The organism is Paenibacillus sp. B-A-8 (genome assembly GCF_048572915.1).
Lineage (GTDB): Bacteria > Bacillota > Bacilli > Paenibacillales > Paenibacillaceae > Paenibacillus_AQ.
On the sequence record NZ_CP183882.1, the window covers coordinates 2223874 to 2244763 of the forward strand.

18 protein-coding genes are annotated in these 20890 nt (G+C 46.3%); 15 read left to right on the forward strand and 3 right to left on the reverse strand.

What is annotated here, in order from left to right; translation table 11 throughout:
• Positions 1 to 219 precede the first annotated feature (219 nt).
• From ACN6MV_RS09545 to pyk, 6 genes are all read left to right on the forward strand, one after another.
• Entirely contained in the window at positions 220 to 3858 is a 3639-nt protein-coding gene (locus ACN6MV_RS09545; protein ID WP_419886733.1) for a DNA polymerase III subunit alpha, read from the forward strand.
• Positions 3859 to 3932: 74 nt separating this feature from the next.
• Positions 3933 to 4433: a phosphatidylglycerophosphatase A gene (locus tag ACN6MV_RS09550; RefSeq protein WP_042125964.1), complete on the forward strand. Its 501-nt coding sequence runs from the start codon at positions 3933 to 3935 to the stop codon at positions 4431 to 4433.
• A gap of 146 nt (positions 4434 to 4579) precedes the next feature.
• Positions 4580 to 4768: a hypothetical protein gene (locus ACN6MV_RS09555; protein ID WP_042125966.1), complete on the forward strand. Its 189-nt coding sequence runs from the start codon at positions 4580 to 4582 to the stop codon at positions 4766 to 4768.
• Positions 4769 to 4840: 72 nt separating this feature from the next.
• Positions 4841 to 5734, forward strand: coding sequence for an acetyl-CoA carboxylase, carboxyltransferase subunit beta (gene accD, locus ACN6MV_RS09560; RefSeq protein ID WP_076121509.1), 894 nt, complete (start codon positions 4841 to 4843; stop codon positions 5732 to 5734).
• 1 nt (position 5735) lies between these two features.
• On the forward strand, positions 5736 to 6737 hold the full coding sequence (locus ACN6MV_RS09565) for an acetyl-CoA carboxylase carboxyltransferase subunit alpha (protein ID WP_419886223.1): 1002 nt from the start codon (positions 5736 to 5738) through the stop codon (positions 6735 to 6737).
• A 332-nt stretch (positions 6738 to 7069) separates the two neighbouring features.
• The gene (gene pyk, locus ACN6MV_RS09570) at positions 7070 to 8488 is read left to right on the forward strand and encodes a pyruvate kinase (protein ID WP_076121506.1); all 1419 of its coding nucleotides are present in this window, start codon (positions 7070 to 7072) and stop codon (positions 8486 to 8488) included.
• Between the two features lie 116 nt (positions 8489 to 8604).
• Here the strand turns inward: pyk and ACN6MV_RS09575 are convergent, their stop codons facing one another.
• Positions 8605 to 9300 carry a G1 family glutamic endopeptidase gene (locus tag ACN6MV_RS09575; RefSeq protein WP_419886224.1) on the reverse strand — a complete coding sequence of 232 codons (696 nt, stop codon included), beginning with the start codon at positions 9298 to 9300 and terminating at the stop codon, positions 8605 to 8607.
• A gap of 196 nt (positions 9301 to 9496) precedes the next feature.
• Between ACN6MV_RS09575 and ACN6MV_RS09580 the strand changes: the two genes are divergently transcribed.
• The 3 genes from ACN6MV_RS09580 to ACN6MV_RS09590 are packed head-to-tail and all read left to right on the forward strand — an operon-like array spanning position 9497 to position 11642.
• Complete coding sequence (locus ACN6MV_RS09580; RefSeq protein WP_042125976.1) at positions 9497 to 10681, forward strand: MFS transporter; 1185 nt, start codon at positions 9497 to 9499, stop codon at positions 10679 to 10681.
• A gap of 38 nt (positions 10682 to 10719) precedes the next feature.
• On the forward strand, positions 10720 to 11247 hold the full coding sequence (locus ACN6MV_RS09585) for an acyl-CoA thioesterase (protein WP_042125978.1): 528 nt from the start codon (positions 10720 to 10722) through the stop codon (positions 11245 to 11247).
• Complete coding sequence (locus tag ACN6MV_RS09590; RefSeq protein WP_042125981.1) at positions 11244 to 11642, forward strand: FxsA family protein; 399 nt, start codon at positions 11244 to 11246, stop codon at positions 11640 to 11642. The genes ACN6MV_RS09585 and ACN6MV_RS09590 overlap by 4 nt, the downstream gene beginning before the upstream one ends.
• Positions 11643 to 11733: 91 nt before the next feature.
• Here ACN6MV_RS09590 and ytvI read toward each other — a convergent pair whose 3' ends face one another.
• On the reverse strand, positions 11734 to 12849 hold the full coding sequence (gene ytvI, locus ACN6MV_RS09595) for a sporulation integral membrane protein YtvI (protein WP_042125983.1): 1116 nt from the start codon (positions 12847 to 12849) through the stop codon (positions 11734 to 11736).
• A 395-nt stretch (positions 12850 to 13244) separates the two neighbouring features.
• Between ytvI and citZ the strand changes: the two genes are divergently transcribed.
• The 5 genes from citZ to ACN6MV_RS09620 all read left to right on the forward strand — a co-directional run bounded on the left by citZ (position 13245) and on the right by ACN6MV_RS09620 (position 18480).
• Entirely contained in the window at positions 13245 to 14357 is a 1113-nt protein-coding gene (gene citZ, locus ACN6MV_RS09600) for a citrate synthase (RefSeq protein ID WP_042125985.1), read from the forward strand.
• 150 nt (positions 14358 to 14507) lie between these two features.
• On the forward strand, positions 14508 to 15803 hold the full coding sequence (gene icd, locus ACN6MV_RS09605) for an NADP-dependent isocitrate dehydrogenase (RefSeq protein ID WP_042125986.1): 1296 nt from the start codon (positions 14508 to 14510) through the stop codon (positions 15801 to 15803).
• 56 nt (positions 15804 to 15859) lie between these two features.
• Positions 15860 to 16801: a malate dehydrogenase gene (gene mdh, locus ACN6MV_RS09610; protein WP_042125987.1), complete on the forward strand. Its 942-nt coding sequence runs from the start codon at positions 15860 to 15862 to the stop codon at positions 16799 to 16801.
• Between the two features lie 171 nt (positions 16802 to 16972).
• A complete protein-coding gene (locus ACN6MV_RS09615) occupies positions 16973 to 17401 on the forward strand; it encodes a hypothetical protein (protein ID WP_042125989.1) in 429 nt (142 codons plus the stop codon).
• A gap of 209 nt (positions 17402 to 17610) precedes the next feature.
• The gene (locus ACN6MV_RS09620; RefSeq protein WP_042125991.1) at positions 17611 to 18480 is read left to right on the forward strand and encodes an SDR family oxidoreductase; all 870 of its coding nucleotides are present in this window, start codon (positions 17611 to 17613) and stop codon (positions 18478 to 18480) included.
• A gap of 87 nt (positions 18481 to 18567) precedes the next feature.
• Here ACN6MV_RS09620 and yfbR read toward each other — a convergent pair whose 3' ends face one another.
• Positions 18568 to 19173: a 5'-deoxynucleotidase gene (gene yfbR, locus ACN6MV_RS09625; protein ID WP_339290092.1), complete on the reverse strand. Its 606-nt coding sequence runs from the start codon at positions 19171 to 19173 to the stop codon at positions 18568 to 18570.
• Positions 19174 to 19275: 102 nt separating this feature from the next.
• Between yfbR and ACN6MV_RS09630 the strand changes: the two genes are divergently transcribed.
• On the forward strand, positions 19276 to 20838 hold the full coding sequence (locus ACN6MV_RS09630) for a fumarate hydratase (RefSeq protein ID WP_042132013.1): 1563 nt from the start codon (positions 19276 to 19278) through the stop codon (positions 20836 to 20838).
• Positions 20839 to 20890 lie beyond the last annotated feature (52 nt).

Sequence of the window (20890 nt, forward strand, 5' to 3'; positions counted from 1 at the left end):
TATAGTGCGAGTTCAAAAAGTACGGCTTTTAGCACCGGGAAGACTGAAAGAGGGTAGAAAATGAGGAGCGGTCGTAGCGGAAGCTACGTGAACACCGGAAATTTCGCCTGAATTCAATATTCGATGTTGAGTAAGCTTTTTGGGTTACTTCGTGATCAAAAGCGGACTTTTTGAACAACTATTTATGTTTGATTTTTGTAGTAGAAAGGAAGTGGGATGATGAGCCCTTTCGTGCATTTGCATGTGCACAGCGAATACAGTTTACTGGACGGGGCGGCGCGCATTACCGATCTCGTGCGCCGGGCCGGCGAATACGGCATGAAGTCGCTGGCGCTTACGGATCATGGAGTGATGTATGGGGCGATCCCCTTTTATAAAGCGTGTAAAGAGAATGGAATCAAGCCGATTATAGGCTGTGAAGCTTATTTAACCGCAGGCTCTCGCCGAGAGCGGGGCAGTCGCAAAGATCAACCGATTTATCACCTGATTCTGCTCGTCAAGAATGAAACCGGCTACAAGAATCTGATGAAGCTGATCTCTATCGGCCATCTGGAAGGCCATCACTATAAACCTCGTATTGATATGGAGGTTCTGGCCGCTCATTCGGAGGGGATCATATGCCTTAGTGCATGTCTAGGCGGCGAAGTGCCGCAGCATCTGTTGCATGGAAGAGATGATGAAGCGCGAAAGGCTGCGCTGCGATATAAGGAGATTTTTGGCGAAGACTTCTACCTGGAGCTTCAAGATCACGGAATTTCCGAGCAAAAGCGAGTAAATCCGAAGCTGATCGCACTTGCCAAGGCCTGTGATATCCCACTCGTAGCTACGAATGACGTTCATTATTTAGCTAAGGAAGATGCAGAGGTACAGGATGTTCTGATCTGTATTGGAACAGGTAAAACTGTGGATGATGAGGAACGGCTCAAGATCGGAACAGATCAGTTATTTTTAAAAAGCAGTGAACAGATGGCGGCGTTATTCCCGCATGTGCCTGATGCTATTAGTAACACGCTACTGATCGCAGAAAAATGTAATCTGGAGCTTACCTTCGGTCAACATATTCTGCCTGCTTATTCACCGATTCCGGAAGGTATGGACTCTGCTGCATATTTGCGTGAGTTATGCTTTAGGGGGCTTGAAGAACGATATATTGACACACCACTATGGGTATCGCCTGAGCAAAGAGAGACTGCTGAGAAGCGTCTTGCCTATGAGCTTGGTGTCATCGAGAGTATGGGATTTAGCGATTATTTTCTAATTGTGTGGGATTTTATCGCTTATTGTCATCGTCAGGGGATTGCTACAGGACCGGGCCGGGGTTCCTCCGCGGGGAGTCTTACCGCTTACTCCCTACGAATCACGGATGTTGATCCGCTTAAGTATAACTTGCTCTTTGAACGTTTCTTAAATCCAGAACGGATCACGATGCCGGATATTGATATCGATTTTAGTGATGAGCGCCGTGATGAGGTTATCGCTTATGTGGTGGAGAAATACGGCAAAGAACATGTGGCACAGATTATTACATTTGGAACCATGGCTGCACGGGCTGCGGTTCGTGATGTGGGCAGGGTGCTGAATTTACCTTATAACGAAGTAGACAAAGCTGCCAAGCTCATCCCAGGACAACTAGGCATCAGCCTCGCTAGAGCACTAGAGACTACTCCAGACCTTAAAGCGCTGTATGACAGTAATCCGAAGATCAAGGGCTTGCTGGATATGGCAATGAAGGTGGAAGGGATGCCTCGTCATGCTTCGACACATGCTGCCGGGGTTGTCATTTCCAAAGGTCCGCTAACTGATGCTGTACCCCTCCAGGAAGGTAACGAAAGTACAGCTTTAACTCAGTACTCTATGGAGCATTTGGAGAGTGTCGGGCTGCTGAAGATGGATTTTCTGGGCTTGCGTACTTTGTCGATTATCGAACGCTGTATGAATTCGATTAAAGAAATGAGTGGCAGTGTTCCGAATTTCAAAACGATACCAGATCATGATCCCCTTACGTATGAAATGCTAGGTGCAGGGGAGACGACTGGGGTCTTCCAACTGGAATCGGCGGGTGTAAGACGTGTGCTGAAGGATTTGAAGCCTAATGGTTTTGAAGATATCGTATCGGTTCTAGCGCTGTATCGTCCGGGTCCAATGGAATTTATCCCGAAATATATAGCAGGAAAGCACGGCCAGATTGAAGTAGAGTACCCACATTCTGATTTGAAATCTATATTAGCGGATACCTATGGGATTATTGTGTACCAGGAACAGATTATGCAGATTGCTTCGCTTATGGCCGGATTCTCGCTTGGTGAAGCGGATCTGCTCCGGCGAGCGGTCTCTAAGAAGAAACGTGAGACGCTGGATAAGGAACGCAGCCATTTTGTACAGGGGAGCTTGCAGCAAGGATATAACGAAGCGGATGCGAATGCCGTTTATGATATGATTGTAAGGTTTGCCGATTATGGTTTCCCTCGTGCGCATGCGGCGGCTTATGGCGTACTGGCTTTCCAGACGGCATATCTCAAGGCGCATTATCCGGTACAGTTTATGGCATCTATGCTGACGGCTGTAATGGGCACCCACCGTAAGGTGGCGGAGTATGTGCTGGACTGCCGCCGCACGGGCATCGGCGTGTTACCGCCGGATGTGAACGAGAGCGGCGTGTTGTTTACCCCAGTTCCAGGGGAAGAAACGGGAACAGGGCATATCCGCTTTGGGCTCGCGGCGATTAAGAATGTCGGCACGTTAGCAGTGGAGAATATTATGTCGGTCCGTAAGGAACGGCCGTTCGACAGTCTGCTCGATTTCTGTCGACGTGTCGATCTGCGGGTCTGCAACAAGCGGGTAGTGGAGTCTTTGCTGCAGGCAGGAGCTTTTGACTGTCTGCCGGGTCATAGAGCCCAGCTGCTCGCTATGCTGGACGAGACCGTTGACGCCGCGCTGAAATGGCGCAAGGAGCGGGATGAGCTGCAAATCCAGTTGTTCGACGATTTGGTGGAAACGCCAAACTGGGAGATTCGCTATCCGGATATCCCTAAGTTCACAGTAGGACAGCAGCTGGAGATGGAACGTGAGCTGCTGGGGCTGTATCTATCAGGTCACCCGCTCGACGATAGCGCTGAGCTGCTTGAGGAGCCCGGTATACAGCGGCTGATGGACCTCGGTGAAGCCGCAGATGAGAGTCAGACGGTTACGGCCGGCATGGTCGTATCCGTGAAGGAAATTACGACGAAGCAAGGAAAATCGATGGCCTTCATCGAATGGGAAGATCAGATCGAACGCTGCGAAGTCGTGCTCTTCCCCGAGGTGTGGAAGCGAAGCCGCAGCTTGATTGCCAAGGGCGCGCTGCTGGCCTTGCGCGCCAAGGTGCAGCAGGAGGACGAAGGCTTCAAGCTGCTGGCCGAGGAAGTGGCGCTGCTCTCCGCGGAGACACTCCGCGGCCTGCTGCAGCGCCGTAGTGCCGCCGCGTCCCGCTCTTATAGCGCGGGACGCTCGGCCTCAGCAGGAGCACCGCCGCGCGGCGGCGCTCCTGCTTCGCGGGCTAGCGGGGCCGTCACTGGCCCCGCGGGCAGACCTGCAGGCGGCGCAGCTGCGCCTGCAACACCTGCACCGGCCGCTGCGCAAGCGCCGGTCTCAGGCCAGCGTGTCTTTATCAAGATCACGCCGGCCGCCGAGAATGCTGCGCAGCTGTCGCGCTTGAAGGAGCTGCTGCAGAATCATCCAGGCCCAGTAGCGACGATTCTGTTCTACGAACGGGATCAGAAGCTCCTGGCCCTTAGCGATAACTACCGGATCAAACCTACTCAGGAGCTGTTCGCGGCTATCGAGTCTATGCTGGGAGCAGGTACCGTAAGAATAAAATAAGAACAATTCTATCCTTTTCCGCATACATTAGGAAACCACAGGGCGAATCCCTGGGCGGAAAGGGGAATGACATCATGTCCTATCAAATGGCAGTCGATCTGTTGGAACGTAGAGGCGTATCACTTTCTTCTATTGCTGAGATCGTATATATTTTACAATCTGTTTATTATCCCGGTTTATCCAAGGAAGAATGCCTTTCCAGTGTGAAATCTGTTCTGGGAAAAAGAGAAGTGCAGTACACGTTAATGACGGGGATCGCACTTGATGAACTGGCAGAAAAAAGACTGCTTCCGCAGCCGCTCCAGGCAGTTATGGAGGCGGATGAATCACTTTATGGTGCGGACGAGACTCTAGCCCTTGGTATCACAGGGGTATATGGGATGATCGGACTTACAGGATTTGGGTACTTGGACAAAATAAAGCTTGGAATCATCGGTGAATTGAACGATGATAAGGGGAGTATTCATGTGTTCTTGGATGACCTTGTGGCGGGTATCGCTGCAGCTGCTTCTGCTAGAATTGCTCATCGGCATGAAGGAGCAAAAGTATATCCTATAGTCACGGACACGGAATAAATGACTCGATTTATTTCGTTTGAACGAGTTCCTCAGTCTTGCTTCCTTTGCCCTACGCCTGTTGCGGGAAAAAAGAAAACTGTGTTATCATAATTCCATTATACGGGATACGGCTGGGAATTAAGATTGGGGAGGCCTTGCAAGGCATGTGGACGGTAATATATATCGCGCCGACCGCCAAAGTGGCGGATATGATTAAGAGTAAGCTGACTGAAGAAGGTTTTTTAGTAAAATGCCGTCCAATCAATATGTCCAAGCAGCAGTTTGAGATATTGGTTCCTTCGGGTGAACTGGAGGAAGTACAGGAAGTCCTTAATCTTATTCTGCATCCCTGAATTTCTATCAAGAGAAAAGTCATGACAGCGGCAAGCTGCATAACGCAAATAAACGGCTGAAGAGGTGCGGGTGTGTTCAAAGATTTATTTCAGAAGAAACGGAAGTACGCGACTATTCCTTCAGAACGTCTGGAGCGAAGCGGCGAGCCTGCAGAAGGCGAACGCCCCAAACGGGAAATTCCAGAAGGATTAATGAGTAAATGTAATAAATGCGGAACGATCCAGTATAGCAAGGAATTGGAAAAGAATCTAAAAGTATGTCCTACTTGTGGTCATCATTTGCGCTTGAATGCTGTTGAGCGTATTGCTATGACGTTAGACCCAGAGGGCTTTATTGAGTTTGACAGTGAAATGTATTCCATAGATCCGCTGAAATTCCCGGGTTATGCTTCTAAACTGGAGCAGCAGCAACTAAAATCGGGACAAACTGATGCCGTGATTACGGGACAGGGATCTATTGGCGGGCATCCAGTGATCGTAGCTGTGATGAATTTCGAATTTTTCTCCGGCAGTATGGGATCTGTGGTAGGTGAGAAGATTACCCGGGCGATTGAAGAAGCCACGGAGAAGCAGCTTCCACTCCTTATTTTCTCTACTTCAGGCGGAGCGAGAATGCAGGAGAGTATTTTAAGCCTTATGCAAATGGCGAAGACCAGTGCAGCCCTTGCTCGTTTTAATGAGGTGGGCGGCCTTTATATTTCTATAATTACGGATCCGACAACCGGCGGAGTCTCTGCAAGTTTTGCTAGTCTTGGGGATATTATTATTGCAGAGCCTGGAGCGGTATTCGGTTTCGCAGGACGTATAGTCATTGAACAGACGATTCGCCAGAAGCTTCCGGATGATTTCCAGACAGCTGAATTTAATCTGCAGCATGGCTTGATTGATATGGTTGTGCACCGTAAAGAAATGCGCGCTACACTGACCAAAATTTTGGAATTGCATGATGTGAAAGGGGGATTTTAGGTTGGCAGGAGAGTTGCCTTTTGAAATGCCTCTAGTTGAAATGCGCAAGAAAATTGCCGAGCTAAAGCAGTTTGGCGAAGAGAAGGGTATTGATTTTACGGATGAGGTAGCAAGGTTGGAAGAACGGTACCGTGTGCTTGAGGAGGAAGTGTATTCTAATATCTCTCCTTCCCAAAAAATGCATCTAGCCAGACATCAAGGTCGTCCGACTTCACTTGATCTTATGGGACAGATCTTCACAGATTTTATTGATCTGCACGGAGATCGGATGTTTGGGGATGATCTAGCTATTGTAGGCGGTATCGCGAAGCTGAACGGCGTCCCGGTTACGGTCATTGGCCAGCAACGCGGTAAAGATACGAAAGAAAATATTTTACGCTTTTTCGGCAGTGCACACCCTGAAGGCTTCCGTAAAGCGCTACGTCTGATGCAGCAAGCGGACAAGTTCAAACGTCCCATTATTACCTTCGTGGATACGAAAGGCGCATATCCAGGCAATACAGCTGAGGAAAGAGGCCAGTCTGAAGCGATCGCGCGTAATTTGCGTGAAATGTCTCAGTTTGGTGTTCCTGTTATCTGTGTTGTCATCGGAGAAGGCGGAAGTGGCGGCGCACTAGCACTGGCAGTGGGTAACAGAGTGCTTATGCTGGAGCATGCCATCTATTCTGTAATATCTCCTAACGGGGCTGCTTCGATTCTATGGAAGGATGCTTCGAAGGCTGATCAAGCGGCGGAAGCCATGAAGATAACGGCATCTGATCTGCTTGAAATGGAAGTCATTGAAGAGATTGTTCCTGAGCCAAAAGGCGGCGCACATCGTGATTACGAGGCTACAGCAGCTGCAATTAAGGATGCGTTATGGCGTCACTTGCAGGAGCTGATTTCTCTGAATAGTGCGGAGCTGAAAGAAGATCGTTACCGTAAATTCCGTAAAATCGGTGAGTTTGCTGAAGCCCAGCAGGAGCAGATTTTCCTTGAAGAAGAAGTGGAATCTGAATTGTAAGAAGGGTGTTGCCATTTGCACTTTAAGACATATAACCATACTTAGTGGACCATATTGAATTAAGTGTAAATTATACATTTTATTGGAATTAAAATAATCTCGACGCAATGCCGGGATTATTTTAATTTTTTTTGTGCGTTCAGATAATTCGAGCTCAAATTACATCTAAAAGAGCCTACAACATTGATTTTGTGTCTAAGTTGCAGTAATATTCATAAGGGCGTAGTTAAAGGCACATGTGACAAAGTTCCTATTTAATTAGTTAGCCTTGTAGTAGATTTTGTAGTTGGAAAAAGTGAGACAGAGAGAACGAAAAAACGGAGGAAAACCTAATGCGGAAAAGTAAAATTGTATGTACGATCGGACCTGCGAGTGAATCGTTGGAGAATATCAAAAAATTGATTTTGGCTGGTATGAATGTGGCCCGTTTGAATTTCTCCCACGGCGATTTTGAAGAGCATGGTGCTCGGATTAAAACGATCCGTCAAGCATCTAAGGAACTGAACAAAACTGTTGCTATCCTGCTCGATACAAAAGGACCGGAGATTCGCACAGGCAAGTTGGAAGTAGAACCGATTGAACTAGTTCAGGACGAGTACCTGACACTAACTACGGAAGAAATCCTTGGCACCCAAGAACGTATTTCCATCACGTACAGCGAGCTTCCTAATGATGTTCAAGTAGGCTCCACTATCCTTATTGATGACGGTCTAATTGGTTTGACAGTTGTCGACATTCAAGGTACAGAAATCAAGACCCGTATTGTAAACGGTGGTACGATCAAGAGCAAAAAGGGCGTTAACGTACCAGGAGTAAACATCTCCTTGCCGGGTATTACGGAAAAAGACACCAACGATATTCTTTTCGGTATCGAACAGGACATCGATTTTATCGCCGCTTCCTTCGTTCGCAAAGCTAGCGACGTTCAGGAAATTCGTGAGCTGCTTGCGAAAAACAACGCTTCTCACATTCAAATCATTTCCAAAATCGAAAACCAACAAGGTGTTGACAACCTTGATGAAATTCTAGAAGCTTCCGACGGCCTGATGGTTGCTCGTGGTGACCTTGGTGTTGAAATCCCAGCTGAAGATGTACCTTTGGCTCAAAAATTGATGATTCAAAAATGTAACGTTGCTGGCAAACCAGTAATCACAGCTACACAAATGCTGGATTCTATGCAACGTAACCCACGTCCTACTCGCGCTGAAGCAAGTGACGTAGCAAACGCTATTTTCGACGGAACAGATGCAATCATGCTTTCCGGAGAAACTGCTGCTGGTAAATATCCAGTAGAATCCGTTCTTACAATGTCCCGTATTGCTGAGAAAGCGGAGTCCGCACTGGATCACCATGAAATTTTCTCGAAACAACAAACTGCACAAGAAACTACAGTTACAGAAGCGATCAGCCAATCCGTTGCAATTTCCGCTTTGGATCTGAACGCTAAGGCTATTCTTTCTTCGACGGTTACAGGTCATACTGCACGCGTTGTTTCCAAATACCGTCCTAAAGCACCAATCATTGCTGTTACGACACAAGAAAGAACTATGCGTCAATTGTCCCTCGTTTGGGGCGTAACACCAGTATTCGGTAAAGTAGCTACTTCCACAGATGAATTGCTTGAAACAGCAATCCAAGGTGGTAAGGATTCCGGTCTGGTTCAAGCTGGCGACCTAGTTGTGATTACTGCAGGAATTCCACTTGGACGTTCCGGTTCCACTAACTTGGTAAAAGTAAGCACAATCGAGTAGTACTCGACTGGCTTTGCCTGATTCGTAGTATATATTTTAAAATATAAGAGCTGTCTCAGATGTAGTGAAAACCTACAAGTGAGGCAGCTTTTTTTTACTTGAATCCATTCAAACTGTTAGTATATACGTTTGACGCTAAAAGAGTCCCCTCGATGGCTTGGACTGGAAGGAACCGCAACGGTGATGTTATTCTGGACCATGATCCCTCCGTTAGAAAGAGTTAACCTAGGCCGTTTTCCGTTAATTCGACAGCAATTGAAATAGGTTGTACAGACGCGGGCCAGCTTTGCGATGGAACCATCGACCTCGGGAGCCTCCATTATCCATTCGCCGGACGTTTGTGGACCGGTATACCGCTGGAGCGTTCGGAAGGCCCAATCTCGACTTAAATTTCGGAGTGTGATAGACCATTTTGTGTGGCTTATTTTCGTGATAGTACCCTTCATATGATCTCCCGGGTATACTGGAAAAGAGATTACAGTCTCAGCGTCAGGAAGGATTTCCCACCAGGCGTAGTAACGGGCAATCCCATTTACGAATTCATGACCTGTTCCCGTCTGAATAAGGCTGCTGTTCTTGAATCCGTCGATGCCAATCCATGCAGAGGAATAGGTGGATTTGTAGGTTGGTTTAACGTATGGGACGATCCATTCACCGGAAATGCGGTTGAAAGCGCCTTTTCTGCCAGTAACAGTGTAGCCACTCCAGTTCTTAGATGACCAGCCGAAGGCTGAGCTCTGTTTATTGCTCGCATTAGACTTGTCTGTTAGACAGGGATGATTTACCATGAGAGGATTATGTTTTATGCTCAACTTGTCCACCGCCTTTATAGTACTGCTATATTAAATGCGATGATTACATAGGAAGTACGGGTATTCTGTTAAAATATAAAAATATAAAGCTCCATACTTTATGTGCCTATAGTTATCGCTTAATCGCATACCGTCCTTATAAGTGGCCGAAGGCATTTATACTTAATTAAGAAGTTAGAGAGGACTTTTAGCACAAATGGAAAAACTATCGAAGCTGCGCGGCTTTTATCTATTCTTAGGATTGGCCGGAGGTTCATTTGGCTCCTATCTTTCGCTGCTCTTGGTCCACAATGGACTTAATAGCGGACAGATAGGTATACTAATGGCAACAGGTACGCTAATAGCGATCACCATTCAGCCGATGTGGGGGATTATCTCTGATCGGTATAATCAGACACGTTTAGTACTAATCCTAAGTGTGGCGGTTCCGGCTTTATTAGCCGTGTTTTATCGTTCGGAATATTTCATTGTGCTCCTTCTGGTGTATACGTGCTCAACGATCTTCTCTTCTACACAGGCTCCTATAGCCGATTCTTACGCGATCTCAGCGGCGAATAGAGCTGGGGCCACTTATGGTAGCATTCGGCTTATGATGAGCATTGGAGCGGCTCTGGGAGCTTATGCAGGGGGAGTGTATGTATCCACCTTCTCTGTATCCACGATATGGCTGCCTTTTCTCTTTTTTAATGTGATTGCGGTTCTTATTGCGTTTACATTGCCGAAGCAGGCGGAAGAGAATCATATGATGAGGCAATCGTTTACTCAGGGGGTAAGACAACTGCTGGGGAATCGGGTCTTCCTTGCTTTTTTGGGCGGCAGCTTTCTTGTGAATCAGACGATGACTGCCTTTGGTACATATTTTGTAATCGCTTTTCAATCGGTTGGAGGCTCCACCCGCTATGCAGGGATTGCTCTTTTTCTCGCATCGGTGACTAATGTACCCTCCATGCTGTTTGCTTCTAAGGTGATCAAGAAGCTAGGGCGTGAGCGTACCTTGCTCCTTGGGGCCCTTATTTATGTTTTGCGATGGGGTATTCAGGTTGCTTTTCCTTATCCATCAGTAATGATCGGTGTGCAGGTGCTGCACGGTCTTTCGTTTGGGTTCTTTTATATTGCTGCAGTCGAATATGTATCTCAGATCACTTCTAACGAGATGCAGGCCACTGGTCAAAGTGTATTTAATATGGTGTTCTCAGGTTTTGCTGGCATTGTCGGTAATTTACTGAATGGATTTTTGCTTAATCAAGGCGGGGTAGAAGTAATGAATCTGTCTTGTATGTTGAGCTCTATCGCAGGCGCAATGCTGCTGTTCTATGTTGCCAGAAGCTCTCGGCGCAAATTATCAACAACAACGTTACCTTCAGAAGGGGTTCAGGCTTAAATGCTCCCCTGCTGCTATGCCGAAAGGAGTATTTTTAGATGGAATTAGAGCGAGCTGGCTTACCCAGCCGATGGTATAAGTCGACCTTGCGTGTTCGATATCAGGAAAGTGATCAGATGGGCGTTGTGTATCATGCGAATTATTTGAACTGGTTTGAGTCCGGTCGTACAGAGATGTTCCGTCAGGTTGGTTTTACTTATCGTGAACTTGAGAAACAAGGTGTCTTACTTCCTGTCACTTCAGCAGATTTGCAATTTAAAAGTCCGGCGCGATATGATGATCTTATCACCGTGTATGCGCGAATGATTACTTTCTCAGCGTTAAGAGTCGTATTTGAGTATCAAGTGCGGAGACTTTCGGAAGAAGAAGGTAGAAATTCAGAAGATTTAGTAGCTACTTTAGGGGAGTTGCGGTCGATGGATCCACCTGGGGAGCTGTTAGTTACCGGCACGACAAGTCATGTTTGGGTGAACCGGGAATGGAGGCCTGCCAGGCTGGATAGAGCCCTTCCAGAGCTCTTTCACGCAATAAAAGAGGCGCTGCGGGAAGAAGGGAGTTCAGTATGATTAGAAGCAAATGGTTATGGGCTGGACTATTTATTATTCCTGCTGTGGAATTATTCGGTTTTATCTACGTAGCAGATCAACTTGGAGCATTCAAAACACTGCTGCTTATGCTGACCACTTCGGTAATCGGCCTGCTAATGATGCGTTTTGAAGGTAAGAAGGTGCTTCAGGATAGCAAAACACATATGCAGGAGGGCCGTGTTCCTGGTCGGACGATGCTGGACGGCTTATGTATTTTTTTTGGAGGATTGCTGCTGATATTGCCGGGCTTCGTAACCGATATTGTCGGGTTCACGCTAGTTTTTCCATTGACTCGGCCTTTGTACCGTATATTTTTGCTGAAGTGGATTGAGAAGAAGATGAAGAATGGCACCTTCACCTTTTACCGTCGTTAGAATCCTGTTCACAACAATAACAGAGCGGACCCCTGTCATTGACGAAGGGCCCGCTCTGTTTGCTATTTTGCGAATTGATAATTATGGGTTCCTATCTTAATCGGCCGCTAACAATGTAGCTGTGTAAAGCTCGGAATACGCCGGCACGGTTAAAGGCAACAAGGATAACAAGAACAACAGGTCCGATGATTAGCCCTAGCATACCGAATAATTGCAGGCCGGCGAACATGCCAATCAACATGGCAAGGGGATCAAGTCCAATGCTGCTCGCGAGCACTTTTGGCTCAAGCACCTGCCGGGTAATAAGGATAACGGCATAGAGTATGGAGAGTCCGATTCCCAGTGCCAGATTGTCCGTCATATAAGAGTACAGCGCCCAAGGCAGCATCACAATTCCCACACCGAGATAAGGCAGCAGATCCACAAAGCCAATCATTAAGCCGATAGCAAACGCGGACTTCACGCCCAGCAGCAACAGCCCGATCACAACAATGATCGCTGTGATAGAGATCAGGATAACCTGAGCGCGGAGATAACCGAAAAGCGCTCTGCGTAAATCTCTCCAGATATCAGATACAGGCTTTAGGAATGCTGTTGGCAGCCAGCTTGTGAATTTCTCATTATGACGCTCCCAACTTGTACTAATGAAAAAGGCAGCAAGAACAACCACGATAAGAATTGTACCCATACTAGGAAGTGCGGAGATCAGTTTCAATATTACATTAAAAAATCCTGTGACTACTTGAGTGACTGCGTATCCTACGGTTTCCGTTGTTCTGCTGATATTGCTGTCAATCGTAGCATGATAGTCAGGATTGTCGCGGTAGAATTGATTAATTTGGTTGATGATATTCTGTAAGCTTGCATTCTGGCTTAAGGACATCAGGAGATCTTTCCATTGGTCGGTGTGGAGATTAAAGGTCTGAAGCAGGACGATTAATTCTTTAACGAGTCTTGTAATCATCGCGGTCAGGACCAGTGCGATTCCACCTATGTAAAATAACAGAGCGAGCGATACCGCCAACCAGCCTGGTAATTTGAAGCCTTTCAGAATAAGCACTAATGGATGCATGATATAGGCGAGCAGCCAAGCGAGCAGCAGCGGGTATAACAGCGGAAGCAATAGATAGATTGCCAGCAGGAGGATGGAAGTAGCCAGAACGACCCACAGGCCGCGCAGCAGCCTTTTTAATACCAAACGATCCATACTGAGACCACACCTTCTTCATTCCTGCACATACAGGGGAATAAGAGCTCGTCTTCATATATATTCATAGAACCTATTTAAAGACTAGAATATGGGATAAATATTAGAATGGGCCGGAATCTCTAAACTGAAATGGCAATATTGAATCAGGGGTTTAGAAGTTTTTTTCTATCTCTCTGATAAAATCATTTGATGCGCTGCAAAGCTTCCACATTGTTCACATAACCGACAAAATCCAGTATGATGAATAAAGATACGAGTATGTTGGTCATTCAGCATTCCTGACAGAAATGTTTTTTAACGCACTTTTTAGATTTTATAATGCTTTAAATTGGAAATGTTTTCATTGAAGTGAAGATTGTTTTTATACCTTGTTGGCAAAGGAGAGATATGCTATGACAGCTACCAAAGGCTTGGAAGGTATCGTTGCAACAACTTCATCCATTAGCTCTATTGTGGATGGTGTACTCACTTACCGCGGTTATGATATTGATGAACTTGCAGAACATGCTACCTTCGAAGAAACAGCTTATTTGTTATGGTTCGGCAGTCTGCCGACGGCGCCAGAGCTGGAAGCACTCAAGCGGGATCTCAGTGCTTTTGCACAGATTCCTGAGCAGGTAATCGAGCAAATGAAGCTCTATCCAAAAGACGCCAACACCATGGCAGCGTTGCGGTCGGCTGTATCAAGCCTGGCTCTCTATGATGAAGCGGCTGACGATATGAGCAGAGAAGCGAACGAGATTAAGGCGGTAAAACTGCAGGCACAACTCCCAACAATTGTGGCGGCACTGTCGCGTATTCGCAAAGGGCTTGAACCAGTGGCTCCGAAAGAAGGCGTTTCTATTGCTGAGAACTTCCTCTATATGCTGTGGGGAAAAGAGCCGGACAGCGTATCTGTCAAAGCACTTGATACCGCACTTGTTCTTCATGCGGACCATGAGCTGAATGCTTCGACTTTTGCAGGTAGGGTTACGGTTGCGACATTATCGGATATTTATTCCGGGGTTACCTCCGCTATTGGTGCGCTCAAAGGCCCGCTTCACGGTGGGGCGAATGAAGCCGTTATGAAGATGCTAGAGGAAATCGGAAGTTTGGAAGCGGTTGAACCTTATATCCGTAAGAAGCTGGATAACCGTGAGAAGATCATGGGCTTCGGTCATCGAGTATATAAGAATGGTGATCCACGTGCAAAGCATTTGATGAAAATGTCTTTGGAACTTGGCACGATGAAGAATGATACTACGCTGTACGATATGTCCGTAAATATTGAGGAATTGATTACCGGGCAAAAGGGACTTAAACCGAATGTTGATTTCTATTCGGCGTCAGTTTATACACAGTTGGGTATTGAACGTGAGCTGTTCACTCCTATCTTTGCAATTAGCCGGACTTCAGGCTGGACTGCACATATTCTGGAGCAATATACAGATAACCGGATTATTCGGCCACGTGCAGAATACACAGGTATGATTGAACAGAAATACGTTCCAGTGGACGAAAGATAGAAGGGCAGCCTTGCAGGCTGCTCCTAATGTTTAGTAGAATGAACCCTAGCAATAGTGTTTTAAATTTTTGATTTAATGATGATGAGAGTTTTGTTCGATGCTTGTCAATGCTATTTAAATCCCACAAAACTTTAGGAGGAATACACTCAAATGTTGAAACTAGAAAAATTCGATCTACCTACAGAAGGCGAACAAATCACGATTAAAGAAGGAAAACTACAAGTTCCGAATAATCCAATCATTCCTTTTATCGAGGGTGACGGCACAGGCCGTGATATTTGGAAAGCTTCCAAGCGCGTACTTGATGCAGCAGTAACTAAAGCTTATGGTGGTACTAAGCAAATCGCTTGGTACGAAGTATTTGCTGGCGAAAAAGCTTTCAATACATATGGTGAATGGTTGCCAAATGATACGTTGGAAGCAATCCGCGAATATTTTGTGGCGATCAAGGGACCACTTACTACTCCAATCGGAGGCGGTATCCGTTCATTGAATGTAGCTTTGCGTCAAGAATTGGATTTGTACGTATGTCTGCGTCCAGTTCGTTATTTCCAAGGTGTTCCTTCTCCTGTTAAACGTCCTGAGCTGGTGGATATGGTTATTTTCCGTGAGAATACAGAGGATATCTATGCAGGGATTGAATATCAAGAAGGCTCTGCTGAAGTGAAGAAAGTCATCGAATTCCTGCAAAAAGAAATGGGAGTTAACAAAATCCGTTTCCCTGAAACTTCTGGTATTGGTATCAAACCGGTATCCTCCGAAGGTTCGAAGCGTTTGGTGCGCGCTGCAATTGAATATGCGATCAAGCATGGACGTAAGAGCGTAACGCTTGTTCACAAAGGAAACATCATGAAGTTCACTGAAGGTGCCTTCAAAAACTGGGGTTATGAAGTAGCTGAGCAAGAGTTCGGAGATAAGGTCTTCACTTGGAGTCAATATGATGTGATTAAGGAACGTGACGGTGAGGCTGCCGCTAATGCTGCTCAGAAGGATGCTGAAGCTGCTGGCAAAATCATTATCAAGGATGCAATTGCGGATATCGCGCTGCAACAAGTTCTGACTCGTCCAACTGATTTCGATGTTATTGCTACGTTGAACTTGAACGGGGATTACCTGTCCGACGCACTTGCTGCACAAATCGGCGGCATCGGCATCGCTCCTGGAGCGAACATTAACTATATTACTGGCCACGCTATCTTTGAAGCTACCCATGGTACAGCTCCTAAATATGCTGACAAAGACGTTGTGAATCCTGGTTCTGTTATTCTGTCCGGCGTAATGCTCTTGGAGCACTTGGGCTGGCAGGAAGCAGCGGACCTGATTTATAAAGGGATGGAAACGGCTATTAACAATAAGACCGTGACTTATGACTTTGCTCGTCTGATGGAAGGTGCAACTGAGCTGAAATGCTCCGCATTTGCAGACGAAATTATTAACCACCTATAAGTTAGATTTGCCAGATCATATTAGCCTTACCTTTATCATTTCTAGGAGGCGAATCTGTGGCAATCAAGCGTTATAAAATTACAGTGGTAGGCGCCGGTTTTACCGGCGCTACTACAGCTCTTATGTTAGCCCAGAAAGAACTTGGTGACGTTGTGCTGCTCGATATTCCGCAAATGGAGAACCCAACCAAGGGTAAGGCGCTGGACATGCAAGAAGCAGGTCCTGTGCAGAGATTCGACAGTCATATTACCGGGACCTCAAGTTATGAAGATGCTGTAGATTCTGATATTGTAATTATCACTGCAGGGATTGCCCGTAAACCTGGGATGAGCCGCGACGATCTTGTGAATATCAATGCAGGAATTGTTAGGTCGGTATGCGAGAACATAAGACATGTAGCGCCTGAATCTATCGTAATTATTTTGAGTAATCCGGTAGATGCAATGACTTATGCTGCATTTGAAGCGCTAGGCTTTCCGAAGAATCGCGTAATTGGACAATCCGGTGTGCTGGATACAGCCCGTTATTGCACTTTTATTGCACAAGAGTTGAACGTATCCGTTGAAGATGTACGAGGTTTCGTAATAGGCGGACACGGCAATGATATGGTACCGCTCGTACGTTATTCTAGTGTCGGAGGCATTCCAATTGATACATTGATTCCTGCGAATCGTATCGAGGAGATTGTGAAACGAACACGTGTGGGTGGCGGAGAAATCGTTGACCTTCTAGGAAACGGTAGTGCGTATTATGCGCCTGCAGCCTCTTTGGTTCAAATGACGGAAGCTATCTTGAAGGATAAGAAACGAATCATTCCGGTTATTGCCATGCTTGAAGGCGAATATGGTTATGACAATCTATTTCTGGGTGTTCCAGCTCTTCTTGGTGCGAATGGGATTGAGAAGATTTTTGAACTGGAGCTTACGGCTGAGGAGAGAGCGGCTTTGGATAAGTCCGCTGAATCCGTACGCGAGGTAACAGCTTTATTATCTGTGTAAATTTGTGTAGAAGTAAGGGGAGGGTCCCAAAGGCCGTGAAACGGCTTAAGGACCCTCTCCTTTATTATCAACAACTTCAAAGAATGGTCACCTATGTTGCTTTTCTTATTCTATTATTATGGGTATAATAAGATGTAACTATTATCACAGTTAAATTGGAGGAGATATGATATGGATTGGAACGTTTTGTTTTTCTTACATATGATAGGGACGCTGGCACTAGGATTTTACCTTGTATTGCCTTTCATCATCGGTCGTGCTGAAAAATTGTCACCTGCAGCAAAAGAAGGTACGTTAAGTGCAGTTACTGGATTTAACCGCTTTGCACAGTACGGTTTAGTGATTCAACTACTTACAGGTGGTTACATGATGACCAAAGGTGATTATTCTGTAGCATGGATGATTATTATTGTTGTATTGCTACTAGCTATGTTTGCACTTGGCGGTATTATGAGCAAGCCACTGCGCCTTGCAGCTGCTGGAATTCGTGAGAACCGCGATGTTAAAGCAGAAACAGGCAAATTGCGTACGCTTAGTGCGCTGCTGTCAGTGTCATTGCTGCTCATGGTATTCTTTATGGTTTTTAACGACATCATTTAATCTGAATCACGATGAGCCCACTCCCTTAATGGAGAGTGGTTTTTTTTGTGTTTAAATGAACTTCAGATTGTTTGATTCTATCTGCAGCGTGGTAAGAACTTATCGAAAAGTGGTTTGAGAAATTGGGCAAGTACGTATAAACATTAATACTTGAGCCATCCTAAGACGATCAGTTAACTATCAATTGCTAACGAGAGGAGATAGGGATTATGTCAAACAATAAGCAAGCTACCAAAACCTTACCCCCGCAAGAGCAGCATCATCAGCCAGGAATTGAAAGCGAAATGAAGCCGTTGCCGAAATATGAGCCGGCTAATTATAAAGCAGCAGGTAAGCTGGAGGGTAAGGCGGCGCTTATCACTGGAGGAGACAGTGGAATCGGACGGGCTGTTGCTGTTCTTTTTGCTAAAGAAGGCGCTGATGTAGTGATTTCATATCTGAATGAGCACTCTGATGCAGAGGAAACGAAACGTCAGGTGGAGCAGGAAGGTCGCAAATGTATTCTAATTCCCGGAGATATTGGTGTGGAATCCTTCTGTAAGGATCTAATTAAACAGACGGTAGAGGGCCTCGGTAAACTGGATATTCTCATCAATAACGCGGCGGAGCAGCATCCGCAAGCTAAGATTGAAGATATTACTTCCGAGCAGCTAGAGCGTACATTCCGAACGAACATATTTGCGATGTTTTATTTGACCAAAGCGGCTATGCCTCATCTAAAAGCAGGATCTGCTATCATCAATACGACATCGATTACCGCTTATCGCGGTAGCCCACAATTGCTGGACTATTCTTCAACAAAAGGAGCGATTCTGAGCTTCACACGTTCCTTATCTACGAATCTGGCGGAGCAAGGCATTCGGGTAAATGGTGTTGCTCCGGGTCCAATTTGGACACCGCTTATCCCGTCTACCTTTGATGCGAAGCAGGTTAGCGAGTTCGGGGGTACACAGCCTATGAAGCGTCCGGGACAGCCAGAGGAGCTGGCTCCGGCATATGTATATCTAGCCTCCGATGATTCTAGCTATGTGACTGGACAGGTTATTCATGTAAATGGTGGCGAGGTTGTAAACGGGTAGAGGCTACAGCTTAACCTAGATCTATATATATAAAGCTCTAATTCAGGATTAGCTGAACTAGAGCTTTTTTTGTATTGATCATGGGGTTTAGTTTCCGGCAGAGAGCTCATCCAGCGACATTTCAAAGCTCGGTGCCATATGAGTCAGGAAGTAATCTACTTCCTGTAGTCCGAGCCCGCGCAGCTTCGCGGCTGTTTGCTCTTTCGCCGCTGCAAATTCACGGTTGCCCGCAGCAACCTCCCACACACATTTCAAGTAGGCATCCAGCCGATCGGCTGCCTTAACGTAGCTATGCAGCAGGATGTCCTCCGAATCGGGAGTACTATCTTCTGGTTGCATCAGTTGCTTGTAAATGCCCTGAAGCTCGGAAGGAATCATACCGGTTAAGCGTTCCGAAGCAACTCTTTCCATTTCGCGGAAGCTAGTAAGTAGACGAGGGTTATTGTATTTCACTGGCGTGGCAATGTCACCAGTGAACACTTCGCTGGCATCATGAAACAGGGCCATAGTTGCTGCTCTTTCAGCATTTAATGAACGCCCATAATGAACATTACCAATGGAACAGAGCATATGTGTGAGCAGGGCAACATGAAAAGAATGCTCAGCAACGTTCTCCGGTGCGGTGCTTCGCATTAGGCTCCAACGCTGAATATATTGAAGCCGATATAAATAGGCGGAAAAATGGTAGTTCAATTTTAAAGTAACCCCTTTCATGCGGTGCTAGGTATGATATTATTATATTAATTGTATCAGACTTTAGATAATCTGGATCTGCTGAGAGGAGCTTGAATGAATATGCAGCATTTTGAAGACAGCGTTTATAATCTAATTGTAGAAACGTCCACGAACTTGCCGGGTGATGTACGCCGGGCGGTCGCCAAGGGACGCGCGCTAGAGGACAGAGCTACCCGGTCAGGTCTTGCTTTAACTACGATTGCTCAAAATATCGGAATGGCTGAGGCACAAGTGTCTCCGATCTGTCAGGATACGGGGATGCCTACATTTATCATTCACACACCTGTAGGAATCAATCAAATTGAGATGAAAAAAGATATTCATAACGCCATCGTACGGGCGACCAAGAACGGCAAGCTTCGTCCTAATTCCGTAGATTCACTAACAGGTGAGAACAGCGGAGATAATTTGGGGGCAGGAACACCAGTTATTCATTTCGAGCAGTGGGAAGAAGATAAAATAGATGTTAGACTTATTTTAAAAGGTGGAGGCTGTGAGAATAAGAATATCCAGTACAGCCTTCCGGCAGAATTAGAAGGATTGGGCAAAGCAGGTCGTGATCTGGACGGAATCCGCAAATGTATTCTCCATGCCGTTTATCAGGCACAAGGGCAAGGCTGTAGTGCTGGTTTTATTGGCGTTGGGATCGGCGGCGACCGCACGACAGGGTATGAGCTGGCTAAGAAGCAGTTGTTCCGTAAAGTGGAGGATGTTAATCCGATAGAGGATCTCAGTAAACTGGAAGATTACATCATGGAGAATGCCAATAAGCTGGGCATAGGAACAATGGGCTTTGGTGGGGAAGTATCGCTGCTTGGTTGTAAGGTCGGCGTTATGAATCGTCTCCCAGCCAGCTTTTTCGTATCTGTTGCGTATAACTGCTGGGCGTTCCGCCGCCAAGGTGTACTGGTTGATCCATCAACCGGCAATATTGAGGAGTGGCTATATGAGAGCGGAACAGGGATCTCGGTAGAGGATGGAAGGGATCAGGCATCCGAATCAGAAGTCCCAGGTGCAGGAGACAACAATGCAGCTACTGAATCTCGCGAAGTACGTCTGACCACACCGATTAGTGAAGAGGATATCCGGAGTTTACGAGTTGGGGATGTAGTCATTTTATCCGGTGAAATGCATACGGGCCGTGACGCACTTCATAAATATCTAATGGATCATGACGCTCCGGTGGATTTGGACGGTGCCGTGATCTATCACTGTGGTCCTGTAATGATGAAGGACGAGGAAGGCTGGCATGTTAAAGCAGCAGGTCCGACTACTAGTATCCGTGAAGAGCCTTATCAAGGCGATATTATCAAAAAATTTGGAATTCGTGCCGTCATCGGAAAAGGTGGAATGGGTCCAAAAACATTAAAAGCCCTTCAGGAGCATGGGGGCGTATATCTCAATGCAATTGGTGGCGCTGCACAGTATTATGCGGAATGCATCAAGAAAGTAAATGCGGTTGATTTCATGGAATTTGGTATTCCTGAGGCGATGTGGCATTTGGATGTGGAGGGCTTCGCTGCTATAGTAACGATGGATGCCCATGGCAACAGTCTGCACGCAGATGTAGAGAAAGATTCCGCAGCCAAGCTAACCCAGTTCAAAGAGCCTGTGTTTAAATAAGGTGATTTACAGCTCGGTAAATAAGGTATAAAGAGGATGACCTTATTTACCG

Excerpts from the sequence above, each read along its gene's own strand:
- icd (WP_042125986.1), top strand. The coding sequence starts at position 14,508 with ATGTTGAAACTAGAAAAATTCGATCTACCTACAGAAGGCGAACAAATC.
- ACN6MV_RS09630 (WP_042132013.1), top strand. The coding sequence starts at position 19,276 with ATGCAGCATTTTGAAGACAGCGTTTATAATCTAATTGTAGAAACGTCC.
- ACN6MV_RS09590 (WP_042125981.1), top strand. The coding sequence starts at position 11,244 with ATGATTAGAAGCAAATGGTTATGGGCTGGACTATTTATTATTCCTGCT.
- citZ (WP_042125985.1), top strand. The coding sequence starts at position 13,245 with ATGACAGCTACCAAAGGCTTGGAAGGTATCGTTGCAACAACTTCATCC.
- ACN6MV_RS09555 (WP_042125966.1), top strand. The coding sequence starts at position 4,580 with ATGTGGACGGTAATATATATCGCGCCGACCGCCAAAGTGGCGGATATG.
- ACN6MV_RS09585 (WP_042125978.1), top strand. The coding sequence starts at position 10,720 with ATGGAATTAGAGCGAGCTGGCTTACCCAGCCGATGGTATAAGTCGACC.
- ACN6MV_RS09620 (WP_042125991.1), top strand. The coding sequence starts at position 17,611 with ATGTCAAACAATAAGCAAGCTACCAAAACCTTACCCCCGCAAGAGCAG.
- ACN6MV_RS09580 (WP_042125976.1), top strand. The coding sequence starts at position 9,497 with ATGGAAAAACTATCGAAGCTGCGCGGCTTTTATCTATTCTTAGGATTG.
- pyk (WP_076121506.1), top strand. The coding sequence starts at position 7,070 with ATGCGGAAAAGTAAAATTGTATGTACGATCGGACCTGCGAGTGAATCG.
- ACN6MV_RS09615 (WP_042125989.1), top strand. The coding sequence starts at position 16,973 with ATGGATTGGAACGTTTTGTTTTTCTTACATATGATAGGGACGCTGGCA.
- ACN6MV_RS09545 (WP_419886733.1), top strand. The coding sequence starts at position 220 with ATGAGCCCTTTCGTGCATTTGCATGTGCACAGCGAATACAGTTTACTG.
- ytvI (WP_042125983.1), bottom strand. The coding sequence starts at position 12,849 with ATGGATCGTTTGGTATTAAAAAGGCTGCTGCGCGGCCTGTGGGTCGTT.
- ACN6MV_RS09550 (WP_042125964.1), top strand. The coding sequence starts at position 3,933 with ATGTCCTATCAAATGGCAGTCGATCTGTTGGAACGTAGAGGCGTATCA.